The sequence below is a fragment of the Stenotrophomonas sp. 1337 genome (genome assembly GCF_031455455.1).
GTDB classification, from domain to species: Bacteria; Pseudomonadota; Gammaproteobacteria; order Xanthomonadales; family Xanthomonadaceae; genus Stenotrophomonas; species Stenotrophomonas indicatrix.
In genome coordinates this window covers 43,599-65,305 of the sequence record NZ_JAVDSR010000014.1, presented here as the reverse complement: position 1 = coordinate 65,305, position 21,707 = coordinate 43,599, and the positions used below count along the sequence as shown (strand labels likewise).

Sequence of the window (21,707 nt, the reverse complement as noted above, 5' to 3'; positions counted from 1 at the left end):
CCCATCGCCCACTTTGTCCGCCACCACCCTGCCCTGCAGCAGGCCGTGGTGGTTTTTCCCTGTCCGTAACCAGGAACCGATGATGACCCGAGGCAAGCGCATCTACGTGCTGGATACCAACGTGCTGATGCACGATCCCACCGCGCTGTTCAAATTCGAGGAGCACGATGTCTACCTGCCCATGCAGGTGATCGAGGAGCTGGACAACGGCAAGAAGGGCACGACCGAAGCGAGCCGCAATGCCCGCCAGGTCAGCCGCTTCCTCAACGAGCTGGTGCAGGCTTCGGGCCTGGACAACCTGGCCGAGGGCATTCCGCTGCAGCGGCCGCAGGGCCTGCAGCTGCGCGGCAAGCAGAGCGTGGGCCTGCTGCGCTTCCAGACCAGCCATTTCGACGCGGGCAAGAGCTTTGGCAAGGTCATCCCGGACAACGCCATCCTCGGCGCGATCCTGGCGCTGAAGGAAGAAACGCCGGAGATCCCGGTGGTGTTCGTCTCCAAGGACATCAACCTGCGCATCAAGGCGGCCATCGCCGGCATCGTCTCGGAAGACTACGAGAACGACCGCGCGCTGGACGATTTCAGCCTGCTCTACACCGGCGCCACCGAGCTGCCGGAAGACTTCTGGAAGCGCCACGGCGAGGATCTGCGCAGCTGGAGCGACAAGGGCCGCACGCACTACGAAATCCTCGCCCAGGACGGCGAAGAGTGGTACCCGAACCAGTACGTGTACCTGCCGGGCGAAGACGAAGTCGAGCTGCGCGTCAGCAGGATCGTCGGCGATGGCAAGGTGGTGTTGTCGCTGGTCGATGACTTCCGCCACGGCAGCCATGCCGTGTGGGGCATCAGCGCGCGCAACCGCGAGCAGAACTTCGCACTCAACGCACTGATGGATCCGGAGATCGACTTCGTCACCCTGCTCGGTACCGCCGGCACCGGCAAGACCCTGCTGGCACTGGCCGCCGGCCTGGCGCAGACGATGGACCAGCAGCGCTACCGCGAGATCATCATGACCCGCGCCACGGTCAGCGTCGGCGAGGACATCGGCTTCCTGCCCGGTACCGAGGAAGAGAAGATGACGCCGTGGATGGGCGCGCTGACCGACAACCTGGAAGTGCTGACGCACAACCAGGAAGGCGGCACCTGGGGCCGCCAGGCCACCAACGACCTGCTCGCCAGCCGCATCAAGATCCGCTCGATGAACTTCATGCGCGGCCGTACGTTCCTGTCGCGTTACCTGATCCTGGACGAGGCGCAGAACCTGACCCCCAAGCAGATGAAGACGCTGATCACCCGTGCCGGCCCCGGCACCAAGATCGTCTGCCTGGGCAACGTCGAACAGATCGACACCCCATACCTGACCGAAACCACGTCGGGCCTGACCTACGCCGTGGACCGATTCAAGAACTGGCCACACAGCGCGCACATCACGCTGCGTCGCGGTGAACGCTCGCGGCTGGCCGATTACGCCTCGGAGGTGTTGTGAACCGCTGCACCCGTCTGCTGCTGCCATCGCTGGCGGTCGCCATTGCCACGCTGCTCGGTGCCTGCGCGACCACGCAGGGACCGGCCAGCGTGCCAACCACAGAACGCAGTGGCCAGTCCTGGGTGGTCACCCGCCCGATCATCGCCGCGCAGGTGCTCGACACCTGCTCGCGCCCCAGCCCCGGCCGCGAGGCCGGGCGGGTCAGCGGCTACTGGGCACCGAGCCGGCAGCAGGTGGACCAGCTGGAAGCGAAGCTGGCATCGCTGGAAGCGCAGGTGCCACACGTGCTGGATTTCGATCGCCAGTACGTCGGCATCGAGCTGGACGGAAAGCAGGTGATCTACATCAACGCGTTCCATCTGCCTGAAAACAACAGCCTGCGGCCCGCCCGCGAAGCGGTGCGGGTCTGCGATGGCGGCGCGCAGTTCTGGGGCGCGGTCTTCGACCCGGCCAGCGGGACCTTCAGCGAGCTGCAGTTCAACGGCGGCTTCGGCGGGCCCTGAGGGGCCTGCCATGGGAATCCGCCTGCCCACCTGGGTCTGGATCGGCGCGGTCGCCCTGTCGTGCGTGGCCGGCATGGTCAATGTGGTTGGCTTCCTCGGTTTTGAACACCAGGCGGTCAGCCACATGACCGGCAGCACCAGCCAGCTTGGCATGGCACTGGCGCAAGGTGACTGGCGCGCGGTCGGCCATTTGTGGGGGCTGCTGATCGCGTTTTCGCTGGGCGCGATGGTCAGCGGACTGCTGATCCAGGACAGCGCACTGCAGCTCGGCCGGCGCTACGGCGTGGCGCTGACATTGGAATCGCTGTTGCTGCTGGCGGCCATTCCGCTGTTCAAGCAGCATCAGATATGGGGCGCATTGGCGGCCGCGATGGCCTGCGGACTGCAGAATGCGATGGCCACCACCTTCAGTGGTGCCGTCGTACGCACCACTCATCTCAGCGGCATGTTCACCGATCTCGGCATCGGCCTGGGCCACCTGCTGCGCGGGCTGCCGCTGCAGGTACGACGCCTGACCCTGAGCGGCCTGATCATCAGCGGCTTCCTTGCTGGCGGCGTGATCGGCGCTTGGCTGTTCGTGCGCTGGCAATACGACGCCCTGCTGGCCCCTGCCCTGCTGACCGGACTGACCGGGCTGGGCTATGTGTCCTACCAGCAGTGGGCACGCTGGCGGCGTTGAGCATGGCGTCATCCACGCATGGCGTGGATCTACGTTGTCCATCCGATCTTTTCCGCGATATCCACGCATGGCGTGGATCTACTGACCGTCACCAGGAAGCTATCGAAGGCGGGGCGGTGTCGGATTGCGGGGTGTCCGCGCCATGGATGGCGCGGCCAAGCCTACAAGGACGTACTTGCGGCGTCCCCGCAATCCGACACCGCCCCGCCTCCCCCGCAGAAATCCAGAGCCGCTGTTGCTGTTGCCCCGGCTTCTGCCGGTGCCGGGCGCAGCCCGGCCGGCACTACCCCCTGGCAAGGCAGCACGGCACAATCGCTGCATGAGCCCGACCACCCCTGTTTCCGCCCTGACCATCGCTGGCTCCGACTCCGGCGGCGGCGCCGGCATCCAGGCCGACCTGAAGGCCTTCGCCGCGCATCGCGTGCATGGGCTGTCGGTGATCGCCGCACTGACCGCGCAGAACACCCGCGGTGTCCGCGCCGTGCACGTGCCACCGATCGACTTCCTGCGCGCGCAGATCGAAGCCTGCTTCGACGACTTCGACATCCACGCGGTGAAGCTGGGCATGCTGGCCAACGCCGAGGTGATCCACGCGGTGGCCGATGCACTGGAACGCCATCGACCACCGCACGTGGTGCTCGACCCGGTGATGGTGGCCACCAGCGGTGCGCGCCTGCTGGAGGACAGCGCGCTGCAGGCAATGCGCCAACGGCTGCTGCCACTGGCCACCCTGGTCACCCCCAATGCACCCGAAGCGGAGCTGCTGGTCGGCCGCAGCATCGCCGATGGCAACGATGCAGAGCGGGCCGCCGCCTCGCTCCTTGATCTGGGCGCCGGTGCAGTGCTGCTGAAGGGCGGGCACCTGCACGAAGGCAACCGCGTGGTCGACCGCTACTTCGACGGCGTCAGCAGCGAAGAATTCATCCATGCCCGCCTGCCACTGGATGCGCATGGCACCGGCTGCACGCTGGCCTCGGCCATCGCCGCGCAGCTCTGCAACGGGCTGAGCCTGGCCAACGCCTGCGAAGCCGGCATCGACTACGTAGCGCGCGGATTGCAGCAGGGCTATGCGCCCGGTCGCAGCGAGGTGCTGGTACTGGACCACTTCGGCGCGGCGCCCCACGCATGAGCGATTCGCTACACGCGCTCACTGTGAACAGCGGCGATGGCCACCGTTTCGACGTGATCGCCTGTGTGCCCGCACAGCCGCTGGCACGGCTGTTGTGGCTGCCGGCGCTGGGCGTGGCCGCGCGCCACTACGTACCACTGGCGCAGGCACTTGCAGCCAGGGGCGTGGCGGTCTACCTGCACGAATGGCGTGGCAATGGCAGCAGCTCGCTGCGCCCGTCGCGCAGCCAGGATTGGGGCTACCGGCAGATTCTCGACCACGATCTGCCGGCCAGCCAGGCCCTGCTCGCCGATGCCGATGACGCGCAGGAGGTACTGCCATGGATCATCGGTGGCCACAGCCTGGGTGGGCAGCTGGCCTGCGTGCACGCCGGACGCCAACCACAGGCGTTCGATCGATGGTGGCTGGCCGCCAGCGGCACACCGTTCTGGCGCACGTTCCCGCCACCACGCGGTTGGCTGCTGCCACTGATCTATCGCTTCCTGCCGTGGATCGCGCGGCGCCAGGGCGTGCTGCACGGGCGCCGGCTCGGTTTCGGCGGCACCGAAGCACGCGGACTGATCGCCGACTGGGCACGCGTAGGGCTGAGCAATCACTACGCCGCCGCAGGCATGGACGAGGACCTGGATGCGCAGATGGCGCGCGTGCATGGCAGTGCGCAGGCGGTGCTGATGGAAGACGATTGGCTGGCGCCAAGCGGATCAATGCAGGCGCTGCTGGCGAAACTGCCGAATGTCGCCTCGGAATTACGCGTGCTTTCTGCGCAGGAGCTGGGTACGCAGGCCGATCACTTCGCGTGGATGAAACACCCGGAGGCTGTCGCAGAGGCGTTTTTCATTCAGTTGGGTGAAAATTTTCACAAAAGCGTTGACGACTCGCGCCGACATCCGCATAATTCCGCTCCTGTCGCAGGGCGCCCGTAGCTCAGTTGGATAGAGTACCTGGCTACGAACCAGGCGGTCGGGAGTTCGAATCTCTCCGGGCGCACCACTCGACAGACCTTCAGCATCCGCCGCTGGAAGTGCAGTAAAATTTGATTGTGTACCGCGCGCCCGTAGCTCAGTTGGATAGAGTACCTGGCTACGAACCAGGCGGTCGGGAGTTCGAATCTCTCCGGGCGCACCACACACGATCAACACAACAAGTTTATGTAATTGGCGCCCGTAGCTCAGTTGGATAGAGTACCTGGCTACGAACCAGGCGGTCGGGAGTTCGAATCTCTCCGGGCGCACCATTACACCGAAACAGCAGGCCCCGGCCTGCTGTTTTTTTATGTGTGTTTTTCGGCAGGGCTGCGCCCTGCACCTGCAGAGGCCACTGCACAAGCAACAGCAACAGCTGGCATTCCGTGGGATGGCGGGGCGGTGTCGGAGTGCGGGGACGCCGTAAACCCGTCCATGGGGGCTTGGCCGCGGCATCCATGCCGCGGACACCCCGCACTCCGACACCACCCCGCCCCTGACAGATCACCGCGATCTGCGGTAGATCCACGCCGTGCGTGGATGACTCCATTGAATTCGAATATTTCGACAGTTGAACGAAGGACATCCATGCCTGGCGTGGATCTACGTGTCGACCAAGGTCGACACCCACCAAGAGCAGGCCAAGCCATTCCGGCAGATCGCGAAAATCTGTCGAAGGCGGGGTGGGTCCGGTTGCGGGAGTGTCCGCGGCATGGATGCCGCGGCCAAGCCCCCATGGACGGGTTTACGGCGTCTCCCGCAACCGGACCCACCCCGCCTCCCCACAGGAAACCAGCTTCTGCTGTTGCTGTTGCTGTTGCTGTTGAGGTTGCCGGCCAGCGCCCGGCACTACTGCAGGTGCAGGGCGCAGCCCTGCCGAACCCTACCCCTCTGCCATCGCCTGCCACCATTGCGCCAGCAGCTCCGGCCGCCGCAGGCGCTCGCGCCACCAGCGCAGGGCCGCGCCATCTTCACCGGTGCGCCAGGCTAGCCAGAAGGTCTCTTCCGGCTTGTGCTCCTCGACCTCGCGGATCACCAGCTGGCCGCGCGCCACCGCCGCGCGCGCGCAGGGCTCGGGCAGGAAGCCGAATCCCAGCCCCTGGCACTGCAGCTTCAACTTGCTGGCCATGTCCGGCACGGTCAACGTCTCCTGACCCATCAACAGGCCCACCGTTCGTGGCAGCAGCCGCCGCGCAGAGTCGGACACGGCGATCGCGCAATACGGCGCCAACTGCTCGCGGCCCAGCACACCCGGTACGGACGCCAGCGGGTGCCCGGGCGCCACCGCAAACACAAAATCAACGCTGCCCAGCGGCTCGACCACGTAGCCCCCGCCACTGGGACCCTCACCGGGAGCCGCGACCAACAGGTCGGCGCGCCGGTCCAGCAGCGCTTCCCAGGTACCGGACAGTGCTTCGCCAAACAGGCGCAGCCGGGTGGGCGCCGCCACCTCGCGGAACGCGGCGATATCCGGCCCCAGCAGCCAGGTCGGAAATACCGAATCCACCGCCAGGGTCAATTCCGCCTCCCAGCCCGAGGCGACCCGCCGCACCCGCAGCTCGAGCTCCCGGGCCGCACGCAGCAGGTGCCTGCCCTCCTCCAGCAGCGCGCGCCCGGCCTCTGTCGGCTCCGCCCGCGGGCCGATCCGGTCGAACAGCTGCACCCCCAGATCCTCTTCCAGCTTGGCCACGGTGTAGGAAATGGTCGAAGGCACCTTGTGCAGGGCCTTGCCGGCGCCGGCAAAGGAGCCTCGGCGGTCGATCGCGTCCAGGATCTGCAGGGCATCGAGGCTGAGCTTGAGCATTCGAAATTTTCGATGATGGCTGTCAAAACTATCCGTTTTTCAAACCCAAGGTGCAAGCGGATACTTCTCTTCAACGGGGAAACACAGCGGCTACCCGCCCACCCCGCCTCATCGAAACCATCGAACAAGGAGATTCCATCATGCTGCAGATCCGCAAGAGCGCTACCCGTGGCCTGGCCGAGCATGGCTGGCTGTCCTCGCGCCATACCTTCTCGTTCGCCAGCTACTACGACCCCCGCTATGTGAGCTTCGGCCCGCTGCGGGTCATCAACGAAGACAAGGTGATCGGTGGCCAGGGTTTCGGCACCCACAGCCACAGCAACATGGAGATCGTCTCCTACGTGCTTGGCGGCGCGCTGGAACACAAGGACTCGATGGGCACCGGTTCGGTGCTGCGCTACGGCGACGTGCAGCGCATGAGCGCAGGCAGCGGCGTCAGCCACAGCGAGTTCAATCATTCGGCCAGCGATCCGGTGCATTTCCTGCAGATCTGGATCTTCCCGGAGGCCGAGAACATCGCGCCGTCGTATGAGGAGACCCACTTCACGCCGGAGAGCAAGCGCGGCCAGCTGCGCCTGATCGCCTCGCCGGATGGCGCCGATGGTTCGCTGCACATCCATCAGGATGCGCGCATCTTCGCCACCATCCTCGATGGCGAGCAGAAGCTGCACCATGCCCTGGCTGCCGGCCGCGGCGCGTATGTGCAGGTGGCGCGTGGCCAGCTGCAGGTCAACGGCATCACCCTGGAAGCGGGTGACGCACTGCAGGTCAGCGACGAGGCACAGCTGACCCTGGAAAACGGCAACGACGCCGAAGTTCTGGTGTTCGACCTGAAGCTGTAACCAGCATGCCCGCGATGCCATCCGGCATCGCGGGCATGTCCTGTTGCAACGCGATCAGAACCTGTACGTCACTGCCAGCCGCACGTTGCGCGGCTCGCCCCAAGTGTAGGTGCTGTACCAGCTGAAGATCGTGTAATAGCGCTTGTCCAGCAGGTTGTTGACGTTGACCGTGGCCGACAGGCGATCGTTGAACTGGTACCTGGCCATGGCATCCAGCAGCCAGTACGGCTGGGTGCGATGAACCACCGACGTGCCACTGGCCGGGTTGGTGATGTCGCCGAACGTGGAGTCCTGCCAGCGCGCACCGCCACCGACGGTCAGGCCCTGCCAGTCGCCGCGCAGGCGGTAGCTGGTGTGCAGGCTGAACTGGTTTTCCGGCTCCAGCGTGGTCACCTTGCTGCCGGCCTGGCGGGCGATCTTGTGCGCAAAGCCACCCTGCACCTGCCAGCCCTCGGCCAACTGCCCGGACATCTCCAGTTCGTAGCCCTTGGTGCGTACGCCCATCAGTGCGCGATAGGCGTCTTCTCCGTTGGGCGTTTTGCCGCCTGTAGGCTGGGCGAAATTGTCCTGGTCGAGCTGGAACAGTGCCGCGCTGGCATTGAAGCGGCCGTCGAGGAACTCCGCCTTCAGGCCCATTTCATAGCTGCGGCCTTCCAGCGGATCCAGTGCCTTGCCCTGTTCATCGCGTTCGCTGTGCGGCTTGAAGATGGTGCTGTAGCTGGCGTACACCGAATAGTGCTGGCCAAGGTCGTAGACCACGCCGGCATAAGGCACGAACACGCCGGTCTCGCGCGTCTGCGGCGAACGGTAGCTGGCCAGGCGGCTGCCGACGATCACCTTCAACGGGTCGGCCACGTCGAAGCGACCGACCACGTACAGGCCGTTCTCGCGGGTCACCTCATTGTTGCCATAACCGCGCTGCCATTCCGGCTCCGGGATGTCGCCCTTCCAGCTGTTGTAGTCGGCAACGGCGGTCGGGTACCCGGGCTGCGGCGAATAGCCGGTGTTGGTCCAGCGCTTGCGCGAGGCACTGCCGCCGACCACCAGTTCATGTTGGCGACCGAACAGGCCGAAATTGCCGCTCAGATAGAAGTCGGCCGCGTTGCTGACCGTCTTGCCGACGTACTTGCCCAGCCACAACGAGACGCCTTCGCCGGTGACCGGATCGAGATTGCCACCGGCGGCACCGGCCAGTGCCGCATCGTAGCCGTTGACCTGATGGTTGAGCTGCAGCTTGGCTACCCAGTCGTTGTCGAACGTATGTTCCAGCGTGGCAAAGCCGGTGCGCACGTACTGGCGCCAACCGCTCCAGTGGGTGCCGTTGTTGAACGAGCGCGGCATGTCGTTGAAATTGCCCTGGCTGTCCAGCAGCGGAATACCGCCCCAGGTCGAGCCCTTGGGATCGCTCTCCAGCACGTCGCCACCGACTGTCAGCAGCGTGCGTTCGCCCAGATCGGCTTCCAGCACGGCATAGCCGACCTTGCTGGTGCGCTGGTAGAAATCCAGATTGGAATGCTTGTCCTGCCAGGCACCTACCGCACGCCCACGCACGCGGCCATCGGCAGTCAGCGGGCCGCCGACATCGACTTCTGCACGGTAATCGTCCCAGCGGCCGACGCCCAGCGTCGCACTGCCAGCAAATTCCTTGCCCGGCTTCTTGCGCACCAGGTTGATGGTCGCGCCGGGGTCGCCCATGCCGGTCAGCAGGCCGGTGGCGCCCTTGAGCACTTCGATGCGGTCGTAGATCGCGGTATCGCTGAGCGTATTGCCAGCCGAGTACGCCGAGTCGCGTGACATCGGAATGCCGTCGTACTGGAAGTTCTGCACGGCAAAACCACGTGCGTAGTACTCGGTGCGCTCACTGTCGTAGGTGACGATGCTGATGCCCGGGGTCACCCGCATCACGTCATCGATGCCATCCAGACCGAAGTCGTCCATCTGCGCACGGGTGATCACGCTGATGGTCTGCGGGGTCTGCCGCGGGGTCAGTACCAGGCGGGTGGCGGTGGCGATGGTGCCCGGCGTGTAGGCACCGCTGCCTTCGGTGATGGTGCCCAGCTGGTTGGCGGTGACCTGTACGGTCTGCAGCGTCTGCGAGGGCGTCCTGCCCTCTTCTTCAACCGGCGCGGATTGCGCCGAGGTGGTGCCGGCAGCGGCCAACGAGGTCAGCAGAAGACCCTGGGCAAGGGCATTCGCCAACGGGCGACGACGCAGGGACAGCACGGAAAAACGGACAGGCACAGACGACACGACGGGACCTCCACGAAGGGGTGGGATCCTCTGGCGGCGGCTCGAGGGGAAGGGGGAAATGCGGCCAAGGGCGGCCGGCGCAGGAGTTTACTCTCCTGCGCCCCCGCTGTCGTGGGTGGTGCCCGGGCCTGACCAGGCGCTGCTCCGTGGCGATGGTCAGCCGTCGACGGCAGCCACGGCCTCCAGGATCAGTGCTGCCACTTCGGAGGGACGCGAGGACAGCGAGGCATGGCTTGCCTCCAGCTGCAGCAGGCGCTTGGGCTGCATGCGTTCGGCCATGGCCTTCTGGTTCTGTGGCGCGATCATCCGGTCCTGGCTGGAAAGCTGGTACCAGCTCGGCTTGTGCTTCCACGCCGGATCGCTGATCGCATCGCCGAAGGTGCTGGCCAGCGGCGCCTTCTGGGTCACCGCCATCACCCAGCCTTCGTCGGCACTGAGGTCCTGGCAGAAGCTCTCATGGAACTTGTCGGCACGCAGCCACAGATAGCCATCGCTGTCCGGGGCGAGGTTCGGTGCTGCTTCGGGCAGGTGCTGCTGGGTGATGCCACCGGGGCTCTCACCACTGTCCGGCGCGAATGCGGCGATGTAGACCAGCGCCTGCACATTCGGCTGGTTGCCGGCTTCGGTGATCACCGCGCCTCCGTAGGAGTGCCCGACCAGTACGACCGGGCCATCGATCTGGCGGATCATCCTGCGCGTCCGCTCGGCGTCGTTGACCAGCGAGGTCAGCGGCAGTTCGACCGCCTTCACCTGGTCGTGGCCCTTGCGGTGCAGCTCCAGGATGACCTTGCCCCAGTGTGCGGCCCCGCCCCAGAACCCATGGACGAGGAGGATGGTCGGTGTGGTGCTCATGCGCTGATCTCCGGCGGCGGCCGGGCGGAATGCCGACCGTCGGGCTACTCTCCACTGATGGCGTTAATCAACGGTGACGCATCCGGACCACTGCATTCGTATGCGTCGCCCGATGTCATCCATGGCACTTGCCGATGGCTTCTGAAAACGTTTTCATGAAGAGGATCTTCTGGAGCCTTCCTCGCGCATGACGCCCTCTTCTCCCCGCGCCCAGCAGCACGCGACCCGCGCTGCGTTCTTCATTCCCGGCTTTGCCACCGCTGCCTGGGCACCGATGGTGCCCTTCGCCAAGGCCAAGGCCGGGTTGTCCGATGCCAGCCTGGGCGGGCTGCTGCTGTGCCTTGGCCTCGGCTCGCTGCTGGCGATGCCACTGGCCGGTGCGTTGACCGCGCGCCTGGGCTCGCGCCGCTTGATGATCGCGACCACGGCCTTGATCCTGCTCGCCCTGCCACTGCTGACGCTCGCCCCCACGCCGCTGGCACTGGGAGCAACGCTGTTCGTGTTCGGTGCGGGCGTGGGGGCGATGGACTGCACGATGAACATGCAGGCGGTGGCCGTCGAGCGCAATGCAGGGCGGCCGATGATGTCCGGCTTCCACGCGTTCTACAGCATCGGCGGCTTCATCGGCGCCGGCTGCATGACCGGCCTGCTGGTTCTAGGCACGCCCCTGTGGCTGGCGTCATTGGTTGCCGTGGCGGCGATGCTGCTGGTGGCCCTGTTGTCGGCACCGCACTGGCGCCCGCAGCGCATTCTGCATGACGGCCCAATGCTGGCCCTGCCGCACGGCGTGGTGCTGTTCATCAGCGTGCTCGCCTTCGTGGTGTTCCTGGCCGAGGGTTCGATGCTGGACTGGAGCGCGGTGTTCCTGGCCGAAATACGCCACGTGCCGCGCGACCAGGCCGGCGCCGGTTTTGCCGTGTTCACGCTGGCGATGACGGCGATGCGCCTGTTCGGCGATGGCATCGTCGAGCGCCTTGGCCGCACCCGTACCATCGTCATCGGCGGCATCACCGCTGCGGCCGGTTTCGCGCTGGCCACGCTGGTGCCCTCCTTCGCCATGGCGCTGGTTGGCTACGTGCTGGTGGGCCTGGGCTGCGCCAACATCGTGCCCGCCCTGTTCTCGATGGCCGGCCAGCAGCGCGCGATGCCGGAGAGCATTGCGATCACCGCAGTCACCACGCTGGGCTATGCCGGCATTCTTGCAGGCCCCGCAGCGATCGGCGCGCTCGCCCATGCCACCAGCCTGGGCTTTGCCTTCCTGTGCGTGGCAGCGATGCTGCTGGGTGTAGCGGCATCTGCACGTTCGCTGGCCCGCCGCCTGCCCTGAAGCTCAGCCGCGTGCTGGGGTTTTTGCGGGTGTGTCGACGCCATGCACCAGCCATTCGGCCTGGGCCGGCAACTGCGGTGCCGGACACGCGGCTTTCGGATGGTGCTCGTCGCGCGCCATCCAGTCATCGACCACTCCGGCCAGCAGGTCCAGCCGCAGCGGCAGGGTGATGTGATCTTCGCCGCGCATCTCGATGTAGTGCGCACGCGGATTGGCCTGCGCCAACGCGCGGCCTTGGCTGACCGGAATGTGCTGGTCGCCCTGCCCGTGCAGCAGCAGCACGCAGGCGCGGGTATCGGCCAGCGCGCGGGCAACATCCACCTTGTCCAGATCCACGTCGATGCGGCGGCTGGCGGCGGCCACCACCTGGTTGATGTCCTGGCTGCCGTAGCGCCAGCGTGCATACGAAGCGATGGCCTGTGCCTTCAACCCTTCCGGCTGCAGGGCCATCAGATGCGGAATCATGGTGCGGATCGCAACCCCGGCATTGGCGAACGATTCCATCGCCACCACGCCGGCGACCTGGTCGCCCAGCTTGTCGGCGGTGAACAATGCGGTGGCAGCGCCGTAGGAAACACCGAACAGGTACAGCGGGCCGGTCACTTCGCCGCGCGCGCGCAGTTCGGCGATGACATCCACAACATCGTCCGACTCGTAGGTGCCGTAGCCGGAGGGACCGGCGCCGGACTGGCCATGGTTGCGCAGGTCCAGGGTGATCACGCGGTAGCCCGACTCGGCCAGCTGCAGCGACCATGGCAGCATCGAATCACCGTTCATCATCCAGCCGTGCAGCAGCACTACGGTGCCGCGCGGCGCCTGCGCGCGGAACGGCTGCGGTACGGACAGGCTCAACCCGGTATCCAGCGGCAGGCCGTTCTGGTGCTGCTGCGGCAGGTAGTGGTAGCGCGCACCGTAGTCGCCCGGATCGAAAGCACGCCAGAAGATCGGCACGCCATCACGGCCCGGGGCGAAGCCATGCCGGTTCGGCAGCGCGGCCACAGCTGCGGCGATACGCGGTTGATCAAGCAGGGTCGAGACGCCACCGGGCGCGATCAGGCGGTCGCTGAGCGAGGTGGACGAGGCCGTCATCGAGGAAGAGCATGCAGCCAGCCACAGGCCGGCGCACGCCAGCAAAAGCAGCAGCAGGCGCTTCATGGGCAGTCAGGGGAAAAGTGCGACAGCGTGGCAGGTTAGCGGCCACGCCCGGCGCCATCTATCGCAGCTGGATGACGGGTTGATGACAGCGCAGGATCGATTCAGCTTGTCACAATGTCGCGACCGGCCAAAGCATTGATCCGGATCAATGAACGCCATCGCACGAATGGCCACAGTGCCGGCATGCGCACCCCGTTCAAGCTCGCCATTGCCCTGGCCGCCACCTTGGCCGCCGCTTACGGCATCGCCCGCAGTACACCGTACTGGTTCGCCCCGCCGCAACAGGCCGAGGTCGACATCCACGACCCGGCCCTGATCGAGCAGGGCCGGTACCTGTCGCGTGCTGCCGACTGCGCCGCCTGCCATACCGCACCGGGCGGCAGGCCGTTCGCCGGCGGCCTTGGCATGCAGACCCCGATGGGCACGCTGTACTCGACCAACATCACACCGGACACGGAGACCGGCATCGGCGCATACGACTACGCCGATTTCGAGCGCGCGGTGCGGCGTGGCATCCGCCATGACGGCCAGCCGCTGTATCCGGCCATGCCCTACGCCTCGTACGTGATCGCCAGCGATGCCGAGATCAAGGCGCTGTATGCCTACTTCATGGGTGCGGTGCAGCCGGTCCGGCAGGACAACGCCGACAGCACGATTCCGTGGCCGGCAAACATGCGCTGGCCGCTTGCCTGGTGGCAGCTGTTGTTCGCACGCCCGCGCAGCTTCAGCCCTGATCCCACCCTGGATGCCGGCCAGCAGCGCGGCGCCGAACTGGTTGAAGGCCTGGCCCATTGCGGCGCGTGCCATACCCCGCGTGGGCTGGCCTTCCAGGAAAAGGCGATGGCCGACGATGGCAGCCGCCAGTTCCTGTCCGGCTCGGTGCTGGAAGGCTGGTACGCGAAGAACCTGCGCAATGAACAGACCGGCCTGGCCAGCTGGAGCGAAGCCGAAATCGTCGAGTTCCTGCGTACCGGCCGCACCGATCGCTCCGCAGCTTTTGGCGGCATGGCCGATGTGGTCGAGCACAGCACGCAGTACCTGTCCGACGCCGATCTGCTGGCGATGGCGCGGTACCTGAAGCAGCTGCCGGCCCGCGAAGGGCGCAGCGCGCAGTGGACGCCGGGCACCGACACCACGACCGCCGCACTGCGCGGCGGCGACTACCGGGTGGCCGGTTCGCTGGCCTACGCCGAACACTGCCAGGCCTGCCATCGCGCAGATGGCCGCGGCATGCCACGGGTCTACCCAGCCCTGGCGGGCAACTCCATCGTGTTCGCCGATGATCCCAGCTCGCTGGTGCAGGTAACCCTGACCGGCGGGCGCACGCCACATACCGCGCATGACCGCATGGCATTCACCATGCCGGGCTTCGAGCAGCTGCCCAATGCGCAGCTCGCCGACATCCTCACCTTCATCCGCAACAGCTGGGGCAACCAGGCCAGCGCGGTCACTGAACTGGACGTAGCGCGCATGCGCCGGGTGGTGCGTGACAAGCCGGCGCATGTGGTCCCGCAGGAGACGGCGCAATGAGGCGTTCGAAGAAGCGTTCGACAGCGTTGATCGCCAGCGCGGTCGTTGTGGTGCTGCTGGCCGGTGCTGGCACGCTGCTGTACCAGCACCTGTACCCGGACCTGGACGCGGAAGTCGCGAGGACCTTGGACATCCTCGACAGCCACGGCCAGGCGGTGGGCCAGTACCACGTACCCAGTGCCGAGGAGATCGCCAGCCTCGGCAACGCCGACGCGGTGATGTTCGGCCGTCGCCTGCTCAACGAGACCGCACGCCTGCTGCCGGACAACGTCGGCAATGATCTGAACTGCAATTCGTGCCACATGGCCGAGGGCAAGCGACCGTTCGGCAACCACTACCTGAACACCGGAGGCGGCAGCTACCCGCGCTACATGCCGCGACCGGGCAGGGAAATCGGCCTGGCCGAGCGCATCAACGGTTGCCTGCAGCGTTCGATGAACGGCAAACCGCTGGCCAAGGACGCGCCGGAGATGCGTGCGATGCTGGAATACATGGCGTGGCTGAGCCGCCCGGTACCGGAGGGTACGCGCGTGGCCGCGCCCAGCGAAGGGCCGATCGACAGCACGCTGACACCGGACCCGATACGTGGACAGGCGCTGTATGCCGCGCAGTGCGCCGCCTGCCACGGCGACAACGGCGAAGGCCGGCGCGACGCCAGCGGCGATATCGCGTTCCCGCCGTTGTGGGGCGAGCGCAGCTTCAACATCGGTGCCGGCATGGCGCGGCTGTACAAGGCCGCAGGCTTCGTCAAGCACAACATGCCGCCGGCAACGACCCGTGAACCGCCACTGGGCCAGCAGGTGATGCCCGACCAGGACGCGGTGGATATCGCCAGCTACTTCATCAACCAGCCGCGCCCGGACTTCGCCGGCAAGGCCAAGGACTGGCCGCGCGATCCGAAACCCAAGGACGCGCGCTACTGAGCAATGCCCCGGTCTTGCCGGCCGTCACACAACACACTCCCTGCATCTGCGCGTCACCGCCATGTCATCGGCGCTGCCGACACTCCCGGACTTTCCTCCCTTGAAGGTCCGGTTTCGATGCGAACGATTGCGCGCTTTCCCCGTATCTCGCTGCTTGCCCTGCTGATTGCTCCCGCACTGGATGCCCTGGCTGAAGCACCGCAGGGCGATGTGGCCGATACGCGAAGCGCCGACGCGCGGACCCTGGACCAGGTACAGGTGATCGGCCAGGCCACCAGCTATGCCAAGACCTCGGTGCGCCAGGAAACGTTGAACCGGCAGACCGTGTTGAGCAGCGTCAATGGCGCGCTCAACGAAGTGCCCGGCGTGGTCGTCAGCGAAGCCGATGCCACCGGTTCGTCGGTCTGGGGCACGCAGATCAGCATGCGCGGCTTTGTCACCAACCGCGACACCCAGCAGATCGGCACCACCATCGATGGCCTGCCCAATGGTGGTTCCGGTTATGGCGGCGGCTCGCTGGCCAACCGCTACATCGACACGCTCGACCTGGAAACGGTGGAAGTGAGCCAGGGTACGGCCGATATCTCCTCGCGCTCGAACGAAGCACTCGGTGGCACCCTGAACTTCCTCACCAGCGACCCGCTGCACGAACAGCGACTGCGCATGGTGGTGGGTGCCGGTGACAATGAAGCGCGCAAGTATTACGTGCGCTACGACACCGGCCTGCTTGCAGGACACACCCGCGCGTGGATCAGCGCATCGTCGGCGCGCGTGCATGACTGGATCGACGGCACCGGCCACACCAGCAACGACAACATCGCCGGCAAGTTCATCACCGAGCTGGACCGCTGGACCCTGACCGGCTACCTGTCCTACAACGATGCCGACGAGCCGGAGTACACCAGCGTTTCGCCGAAAGGGTTCGCCACCAACCCCGACCGCGACGGCTTGGTCGGCACCCTGACCGGCATTCCGTATCTGGACCAGAACTACCGTTCCGGTTCGCGCGCACTGCGCGAGAACACGTTCGGCTACCTGCGCGCAGCCTTCGATGGCGGCAACGGTTTCAAGGCCTCGATGGCCGCCTACGGGCACCGCATGCAGGGTCGCGGTGACTGGCTGCCGCCGTACCTGGCCGACGTCAACGACGACGGTGCCGGTCGCCCGCAATCGGAGTACCTCGGCGGCAGGACGGTCTACGGTGGCAGCAACCGCGGCCAGATCTACTTCGTGAACCCCGACGGCAGTTCCGCCCAGCGCCTGGCCAGCTGCACGCCGCGACTCGGCTTCAGCGCCGAGTACGACCCCAACTGCTACGCCGGCAACGTGCAGGGCGCGCAGTCCTACCGCCACTCCCACTACGACAACGATCGCGTGGGCGTGACCGCCGACGTCGAATGGCGGCAGACCTTCGGCGCCATCGACAACACCGTACGCGGCGGGCTGTGGGTGGAGAAGCTGGACCGTTCCGTGCGCCGCGATTGGCACCGCCTGCTCAACGTCGGCCAGGACATCGCCTTCGACCACCAGCCCTACTGGGTGCAGTTCGAGGACAAGTACAAGGTCGACGAGCAGATGTACTACGTCGAGGACGTGGCCCGCTTCGGCCCGTTCAGCGCGCGCCTGGGCGTAAAGCAGTTCTTCGTCGACCAGTCCCGCCACCGCGTGATCGGCGCCGCCGAGAATGTGAAGTCCGACTCGAAGTCCGATCCGCTGCTGTCCACCGGCTTCACCTGGGCCCCGGGCGTGGAGGGCTTGGAACTGTTCGCCGGCTACTCGCAGAACTTCGCCGCGATCCCGTCCGGCGTGCTGGGTGAAACCGATCCCCAGCGCTTCCGCAACGTCGAACCGGAGACCGCCGACAACATCGAACTGGGCATGCGCATCAGCCGCTGGCCGCTGACCGCCTCGGTCACCCTGTACAACATCAAGTTCGACAACCGCATCGTGTATCTGCCAGCCGGCCTGGTCAGCGGCATCGACTACCTCGGCGAGACCGATGGCGTCTACGAGAACTTCGGCGGCGTGGAGAGCAACGGCCTGGAAGCGGCCTTCGGCTACGGCTGGGACAATGGCTGGCGCATCAATGCGGCCTACACCTACAACCGTTCCAAGTACCTGGGCAGCGGCAACGATGCGCGCGACACGCAGCTGGGCATCGTCGATGGCGCCAAGGTGATCGGCCAGCCGGAGCAGATCCTGGTGGTGTCGGCCGACTGGCAGGGTGAGAACTGGAACTTCGGCCTGTCCGGTCGCTACCTGGGCGAACGCTACCTGGATGCGGCCAACGTCAACAAGCTGCCCTCGGCCACCGTGTTCAACGCCAACATCGGCTTCGACCTGCAGGGCCTGTCGCCGCGCCTGAAGGGCATGGGCGCCAACCTGGTGGTGAGCAACCTGACCGACAAGCGTTATCTTGCAGGGGTGGACGGCCGCGACAACGCCTTCATCGGCGCCCCGCGCACCGTCGGCATCTCCTTCCGCGTGGACTTGTGAGTGTGACCCTGTGACTGATACCGGCCGACGCCGACTGTTGCAGGCCGGCGTCGCCGCCGGCCTTTCGCCGCTGCTGCCCAGCATCGCCCGGGCAGCAGCGATCGCCCCTGCCTCGCGCACGCGCAGCCTGCAGGACCTGCAGCACATCGTGGTGTTCATGCAGGAGAACCGCTCGTTCGACCACTACTTCGGCACGTTGCCGGGCGTGCGTGGCTTCGGTGACCGTTTCGTTGCCCCGGCATCGCCGCTGCCCGGTGGCGACCGCCCGCGCAGCCTGTGGCTGCAGCCCGACGCCAGCGGACAACGCGCCATCGCCCCCTTTCCGTTGGATACCGCTGCGCACTTCGGCTACATGCGGGTGGAAGGCACGCCCCACACCTGGCCTGATGCACAGCAGGCCTGGGACCACGGGCGCATGGCGCACTGGCCCAAGGCCAAGCAGAACCATTCGATGGGCTACTTCCAGCGCAGCGACATGCCGTTCCAGTTCGCCCTGGCCGATGCATTCACGCTCTGCGATGCCTACCACTGCGCGATGCAGGCCGGCACCAACCCGAACCGCGTGTTCCTGTGGACCGGCCACAACGACGCCCAGGGCCAGGCAGGCGGCCCGGTGATCGCCAATTCGCACGACAATTTCCCCGAGCTGGGCGGCCATCCGGACTCGTACCGCTGGGCCAGCTATGTCGAGCGGCTGCAGCAGGCCGGCGTGTCCTGGCAGATCTACCAGGACATGGCCGACAACTTCACCGACAACCCGCTTGCCGGGTTCGAGACCTTCCGCCAGGCGTACCGCGGCGGCCCGGGGCATGACCCGGAGCTGCGCGCGCGCGGCGTCAGTACCCGTGGCCTGGCGCAGCTGCGCGAGGACGCGATCAGCGGGCGCCTGCCGCAGGTCAGTTTCATCATTGCCGACGCAGCCGGCAGCGAGCACCCCGGTCCGTCCAGCCCCGCGCAGGGCGCCGCCTATACCGCGCGCCTGCTGGATGCATTGACCGCCGATCCAGAGGTGTGGAGCCGTACCGCCCTGCTGCTGATGTTCGATGAGAACGACGGCTTCTTCGACCATGTGCCGCCACCGGCACCGCCCTCCCCGCTTGGTGCCGGCTGGGCCGGTGCGTCGGCGGTCAGCACCGAGGGCGAATACCACCACCATCCGGCACCCGGCGACGAGAAATACGATGCCGCCGAGCTGCGTGGGCGCCCCTATGGGCTTGGCCCGCGCGTACCGTTGTATGTGATTTCACCGTGGAGCCGCGGCGGCTGGGTCGACTCGCAGGTGTACGACCACACGTCGGTGCTGCGTCTGATCGAGCGCCGCTTCGGCGTGGCCGCGCCGGACATCTCGCCGTGGCGGCGTGCGGTCTGCGGTGATCTGAGCAACGCCTTCGACTTCGCCCAGCGCGACACCCGCCCCTTCGCCAAGGCGCTGCCCGATGTCACCGCTGTCGCCGCGCGCGCCGCCGCCCTGCCCGGCCGTACCGTGCCCGCGCTGCCCGATGGCCTGCATCCGGCCCGCCAGGAGCCCGGCGTACGTCCTGCACGGGCACTGCCCTATCGGCCGCACGTGCAGGCCACATCGGTGGATGGTGCTGGTCTCACCCTGCAGCTGGCCAGCGATGGCGCCGCGGCCGTGCTGCATGTCTACGACCGCCTGCGCCTGGACGCCGTTCCGCGCCGTTACACCGTGGTACCAGGTGCCCCGCTGCAGGATCGCTGGCCGCTGGACGCGCAGGGTCGTTACGATCTCTGGCTGCTGGGACCGAATGGATTCCATCGCCATTATCGCGGCGATACGCTCGCGCCGCTGCACGCGCACGTGGAGCGCGCGGACGGCCAGATGCGCCTGACACTGCGCAATCCATCACATTCAGCGCGGAAGGTCCAGGTGCAGGCCGGCGCCTACGCCGGCCACATGCCCACCCCCGAACTGCAGCTGGTGGCCGGCGCGGAAACCGTACTGGCCTGGGATCCCGCACCAACCGCAGGCTGGTACGACCTGATCGTGCGCTCGCAGGGCGTCGAGCAACGCCTCGCCGGACGTGCCGAAGACGGCCGGCCTGGCACCAGCGACCCTGCCATGGGCAGCGAACCGCTGCGCTTCGATCACGGCTGAAAGTGATTCTGTGGAGCCGGGCGCGTGCTCGGCTCCACCAGGGTGGGACATCCCGCTCAGGCCTCCTGCAACCCCGGCCGGCCGTGCTCCACGGCATAGCGCTTCCAGCTCTGCAGCGCGCCGTTCGGCTGCATGACCGTATCGAGCGTCTTCATGTCACCGATCCAGGCATCACGAGTGACGTCGCACAGCACATAACCACGCTTGTCCGTCGTCGCCTTCAAGTGCGGACTGTGCCGCAGCTGGTTCTCTGCATAGGCATCCACGCCCCGCCCGTCCGCGCCCGACGTGATCGAAGTGGCCAGGAACTCACTGGAAATCACCCCGGAATCGGCATTGTCCTGCACCAGGTCGCTGGCATAGTGGCGGTGCGCATCGCCACAGGCGGTTACCACGTTGCCGAAGCCCACCTTCTGGATGTGATCGAGCAGGCGGCGGCGGCTGGACAGATAACCGGACCACTGGTCGTCGGAGGCCTGCACCACGCCGTCCTTCTCGCGCAGGTAGTTGCCCAGCGAAACCTGGTGGGCGATGGTGTGCCAGCGCGGCGCGGCATCGGCCAGGCCGTCGAACAGCCATTGCTCCTGCTTTGCGCCAACAATGCTGCGTTCGGGAGATTCCACCTGCCCGCGCTGCGCGATGTCCACCTGCTTGCTGCGGTACTGGCGGGTATCGAGCAGGTGCAGGTCCAGCAGCGTGCCATAGCGCGCGCGCCGGTACATCTGCATATGGCCGTCGCGCGGGAACGACGAAGCACGCAGCGGCATGTTCTCGTAGTACGCCTGGAATGCCTGTGCGCGGCGCAGCAGGAACACTTCACTGGGCGTGCCGTCCTGGTCCTCGGCGCCGGCCCAGTTGTTGTCCACTTCGTGGTCATCGAACGTGACGAACCACGGCGACGCGGCGTGCGCGGCCTGCAGGTCCGTATCGGTCCTGTACTGCGCGTAGCGCCGGCGATAGTCGTCGAGCGTGTAGGTCTGCGGGCCAACATGGTTGCGCAGGTTGGTGAACGGCTGGCCGTTCATCCTGCGCACGCCAGGCTGGCTTTCGCCCTCGTAGATGTAATCGCCGTAATGGAACACGAAGTCGAGCGGCTCCTCGGCAATGTGCCGCCATGCACTGTAGTGCCCCTCCTCGTAGTGCTGGCAACCGGCCACCGCGAAGCGCACGCGGTCGACCCGTGCGTTGGCCGCAGGCAGGGTGCGGGTGCGGCCAATCGCACTGGCATGGCCTCCCACGGTGAAGCGGTACCAGTACGGCCGCCCCGGCAGCAGGCCGTCCAGTTCCACGTGCAGCGCATGGCCAAGCTCGGGGTGGGCCAGCGCGCTGCCCTGCCGCACCACGGTGCGCATGCTTTCGTCGGCGGCCAGCTGCCATGCCACCGCCATCGGCCGGGTTGGCATGCCGCCACCGAACACCAGTGGCTCGGTGGCCAGCCGCGTCCACAGCACCACGCCGTCGGCCGACGGATCACCCGACGCCACGCCGAGAGTGAACGGCGTACTGGCAAAGCGCGGCGATGCGAGCAGATTGCGCGGATTCAGCGCTGCCACATCGTTCTGCGCGGCCAGCGCGCGGGCCGTTCCCGCCCACGCACCCAATGCGGAAAGTCCGGACAGGGCAAGGAAACGCCTGCGATTGATCGTATCCAAGACG

At 66.6% G+C, this 21,707-nt stretch carries 16 protein-coding genes and 3 tRNA genes; 14 read left to right on the top strand and 5 right to left on the bottom strand.

The features are described 5' to 3' along the window. The first annotated feature begins 82 nt into the window (after positions 1-82). The 8 genes from J2X70_RS17445 to J2X70_RS17410 all read left to right on the top strand — a co-directional run bounded on the left by J2X70_RS17445 (position 83) and on the right by J2X70_RS17410 (position 5,028). Positions 83-1,483: a PhoH family protein gene (locus J2X70_RS17445; RefSeq protein ID WP_025879446.1), complete on the top strand. Its 1,401-nt coding sequence runs from the start codon at positions 83-85 to the stop codon at positions 1,481-1,483. After that, positions 1,480-1,986, top strand: a complete 507-nt coding sequence (locus tag J2X70_RS17440; RefSeq protein ID WP_099783589.1) for a hypothetical protein — start codon at positions 1,480-1,482, stop codon at positions 1,984-1,986. The genes J2X70_RS17445 and J2X70_RS17440 overlap by 4 nt, the downstream gene beginning before the upstream one ends. Positions 1,987-1,996: 10 nt before the next feature. Further along, entirely contained in the window at positions 1,997-2,665 is a 669-nt protein-coding gene (locus J2X70_RS17435) for a YoaK family protein (RefSeq protein WP_309911417.1), read from the top strand. 319 nt (positions 2,666-2,984) lie between these two features. Then, complete coding sequence (gene thiD / locus J2X70_RS17430; RefSeq protein ID WP_032977907.1) at positions 2,985-3,794, top strand: bifunctional hydroxymethylpyrimidine kinase/phosphomethylpyrimidine kinase; 810 nt, start codon at positions 2,985-2,987, stop codon at positions 3,792-3,794. Further along, a complete protein-coding gene (locus J2X70_RS17425) occupies positions 3,791-4,717 on the top strand; it encodes an alpha/beta fold hydrolase (RefSeq protein WP_309911415.1) in 927 nt (308 codons plus the stop codon). Before thiD ends, J2X70_RS17425 begins: the two co-directional genes overlap by 4 nt. After that, a tRNA-Arg gene (locus tag J2X70_RS17420) sits at positions 4,708-4,784 on the top strand. The genes J2X70_RS17425 and J2X70_RS17420 overlap by 10 nt, the downstream gene beginning before the upstream one ends. 58 nt (positions 4,785-4,842) lie before the next feature. Further along, a tRNA-Arg gene (locus tag J2X70_RS17415) sits at positions 4,843-4,919 on the top strand. A gap of 32 nt (positions 4,920-4,951) precedes the next feature. Then, a tRNA-Arg gene (locus tag J2X70_RS17410) sits at positions 4,952-5,028 on the top strand. A 611-nt stretch (positions 5,029-5,639) separates the two neighbouring features. Here J2X70_RS17410 and J2X70_RS17405 read toward each other — a convergent pair. Continuing rightward, positions 5,640-6,560, bottom strand: a complete 921-nt coding sequence (locus tag J2X70_RS17405) for a LysR family transcriptional regulator (protein WP_025878941.1) — start codon at positions 6,558-6,560, stop codon at positions 5,640-5,642. Between the two features lie 140 nt (positions 6,561-6,700). On the opposite strand from J2X70_RS17405, the gene J2X70_RS17400 reads away from it, so the two are divergent. Beyond that, a complete protein-coding gene (locus J2X70_RS17400) occupies positions 6,701-7,402 on the top strand; it encodes a pirin family protein (protein WP_025878940.1) in 702 nt (233 codons plus the stop codon). Positions 7,403-7,456: 54 nt separating this feature from the next. Here the strand turns inward: J2X70_RS17400 and J2X70_RS17395 are convergent, their stop codons facing one another. Together J2X70_RS17395 and J2X70_RS17390 are read right to left on the bottom strand one after the other, a co-directional pair. Beyond that, the gene (locus J2X70_RS17395; protein ID WP_309911412.1) at positions 7,457-9,652 is read right to left on the bottom strand and encodes a TonB-dependent siderophore receptor; all 2,196 of its coding nucleotides are present in this window, start codon (positions 9,650-9,652) and stop codon (positions 7,457-7,459) included. Positions 9,653-9,808: 156 nt separating this feature from the next. Next, a complete protein-coding gene (locus J2X70_RS17390; RefSeq protein ID WP_309911410.1) occupies positions 9,809-10,504 on the bottom strand; it encodes an alpha/beta hydrolase in 696 nt (231 codons plus the stop codon). A 187-nt stretch (positions 10,505-10,691) separates the two neighbouring features. On the opposite strand from J2X70_RS17390, the gene J2X70_RS17385 reads away from it, so the two are divergent. Further along, complete coding sequence (locus tag J2X70_RS17385; protein WP_309911408.1) at positions 10,692-11,831, top strand: MFS transporter; 1,140 nt, start codon at positions 10,692-10,694, stop codon at positions 11,829-11,831. A gap of 3 nt (positions 11,832-11,834) precedes the next feature. Here J2X70_RS17385 and J2X70_RS17380 read toward each other — a convergent pair whose 3' ends face one another. Further along, on the bottom strand, positions 11,835-12,986 hold the full coding sequence (locus J2X70_RS17380) for an alpha/beta fold hydrolase (RefSeq protein WP_032976526.1): 1,152 nt from the start codon (positions 12,984-12,986) through the stop codon (positions 11,835-11,837). Positions 12,987-13,169: 183 nt separating this feature from the next. On the opposite strand from J2X70_RS17380, the gene J2X70_RS17375 reads away from it, so the two are divergent. The 4 genes from J2X70_RS17375 (at position 13,170) to J2X70_RS17360 (ending at position 20,051) form a co-directional block, all read left to right on the top strand. Beyond that, entirely contained in the window at positions 13,170-14,516 is a 1,347-nt protein-coding gene (locus J2X70_RS17375) for a cytochrome c (RefSeq protein ID WP_032976535.1), read from the top strand. Further along, positions 14,513-15,439: a c-type cytochrome gene (locus tag J2X70_RS17370; protein ID WP_309911405.1), complete on the top strand. Its 927-nt coding sequence runs from the start codon at positions 14,513-14,515 to the stop codon at positions 15,437-15,439. Before J2X70_RS17375 ends, J2X70_RS17370 begins: the two co-directional genes overlap by 4 nt. A gap of 117 nt (positions 15,440-15,556) precedes the next feature. Further along, positions 15,557-17,935 carry a TonB-dependent receptor gene (locus tag J2X70_RS17365; protein WP_309911403.1) on the top strand — a complete coding sequence of 793 codons (2,379 nt, stop codon included), beginning with the start codon at positions 15,557-15,559 and terminating at the stop codon, positions 17,933-17,935. 10 nt (positions 17,936-17,945) lie between these two features. Beyond that, positions 17,946-20,051, top strand: a complete 2,106-nt coding sequence (locus J2X70_RS17360; RefSeq protein WP_309911401.1) for a phospholipase C, phosphocholine-specific — start codon at positions 17,946-17,948, stop codon at positions 20,049-20,051. A gap of 56 nt (positions 20,052-20,107) precedes the next feature. Here the strand turns inward: J2X70_RS17360 and J2X70_RS17355 are convergent, their stop codons facing one another. Beyond that, positions 20,108-21,703 (bottom strand): alkaline phosphatase D family protein, encoded by a 1,596-nt coding sequence (locus tag J2X70_RS17355; RefSeq protein WP_309911399.1) that lies wholly within the window; start codon positions 21,701-21,703, stop codon positions 20,108-20,110. Between the last annotated feature and the right edge of the window lie 4 nt (positions 21,704-21,707).

What these genes read in the sequence shown, in the direction of transcription:
- J2X70_RS17425 (WP_309911415.1), top strand. Translation starts at nt 3,791, where the DNA reads ATGAGCGATTCGCTACACGCGCTCACTGTGAACAGCGGCGATGGCCAC.
- J2X70_RS17370 (WP_309911405.1), top strand. Translation starts at nt 14,513, where the DNA reads ATGAGGCGTTCGAAGAAGCGTTCGACAGCGTTGATCGCCAGCGCGGTC.
- J2X70_RS17390 (WP_309911410.1), bottom strand. Translation starts at nt 10,504, where the DNA reads ATGAGCACCACACCGACCATCCTCCTCGTCCATGGGTTCTGGGGCGGG.
- J2X70_RS17380 (WP_032976526.1), bottom strand. Translation starts at nt 12,986, where the DNA reads ATGAAGCGCCTGCTGCTGCTTTTGCTGGCGTGCGCCGGCCTGTGGCTG.
- J2X70_RS17385 (WP_309911408.1), top strand. Translation starts at nt 10,692, where the DNA reads ATGACGCCCTCTTCTCCCCGCGCCCAGCAGCACGCGACCCGCGCTGCG.
- J2X70_RS17405 (WP_025878941.1), bottom strand. Translation starts at nt 6,560, where the DNA reads ATGCTCAAGCTCAGCCTCGATGCCCTGCAGATCCTGGACGCGATCGAC.
- J2X70_RS17435 (WP_309911417.1), top strand. Translation starts at nt 1,997, where the DNA reads ATGGGAATCCGCCTGCCCACCTGGGTCTGGATCGGCGCGGTCGCCCTG.
- J2X70_RS17445 (WP_025879446.1), top strand. Translation starts at nt 83, where the DNA reads ATGACCCGAGGCAAGCGCATCTACGTGCTGGATACCAACGTGCTGATG.
- J2X70_RS17400 (WP_025878940.1), top strand. Translation starts at nt 6,701, where the DNA reads ATGCTGCAGATCCGCAAGAGCGCTACCCGTGGCCTGGCCGAGCATGGC.
- J2X70_RS17375 (WP_032976535.1), top strand. Translation starts at nt 13,170, where the DNA reads ATGCGCACCCCGTTCAAGCTCGCCATTGCCCTGGCCGCCACCTTGGCC.
- J2X70_RS17365 (WP_309911403.1), top strand. Translation starts at nt 15,557, where the DNA reads ATGCGAACGATTGCGCGCTTTCCCCGTATCTCGCTGCTTGCCCTGCTG.
- thiD (WP_032977907.1), top strand. Translation starts at nt 2,985, where the DNA reads ATGAGCCCGACCACCCCTGTTTCCGCCCTGACCATCGCTGGCTCCGAC.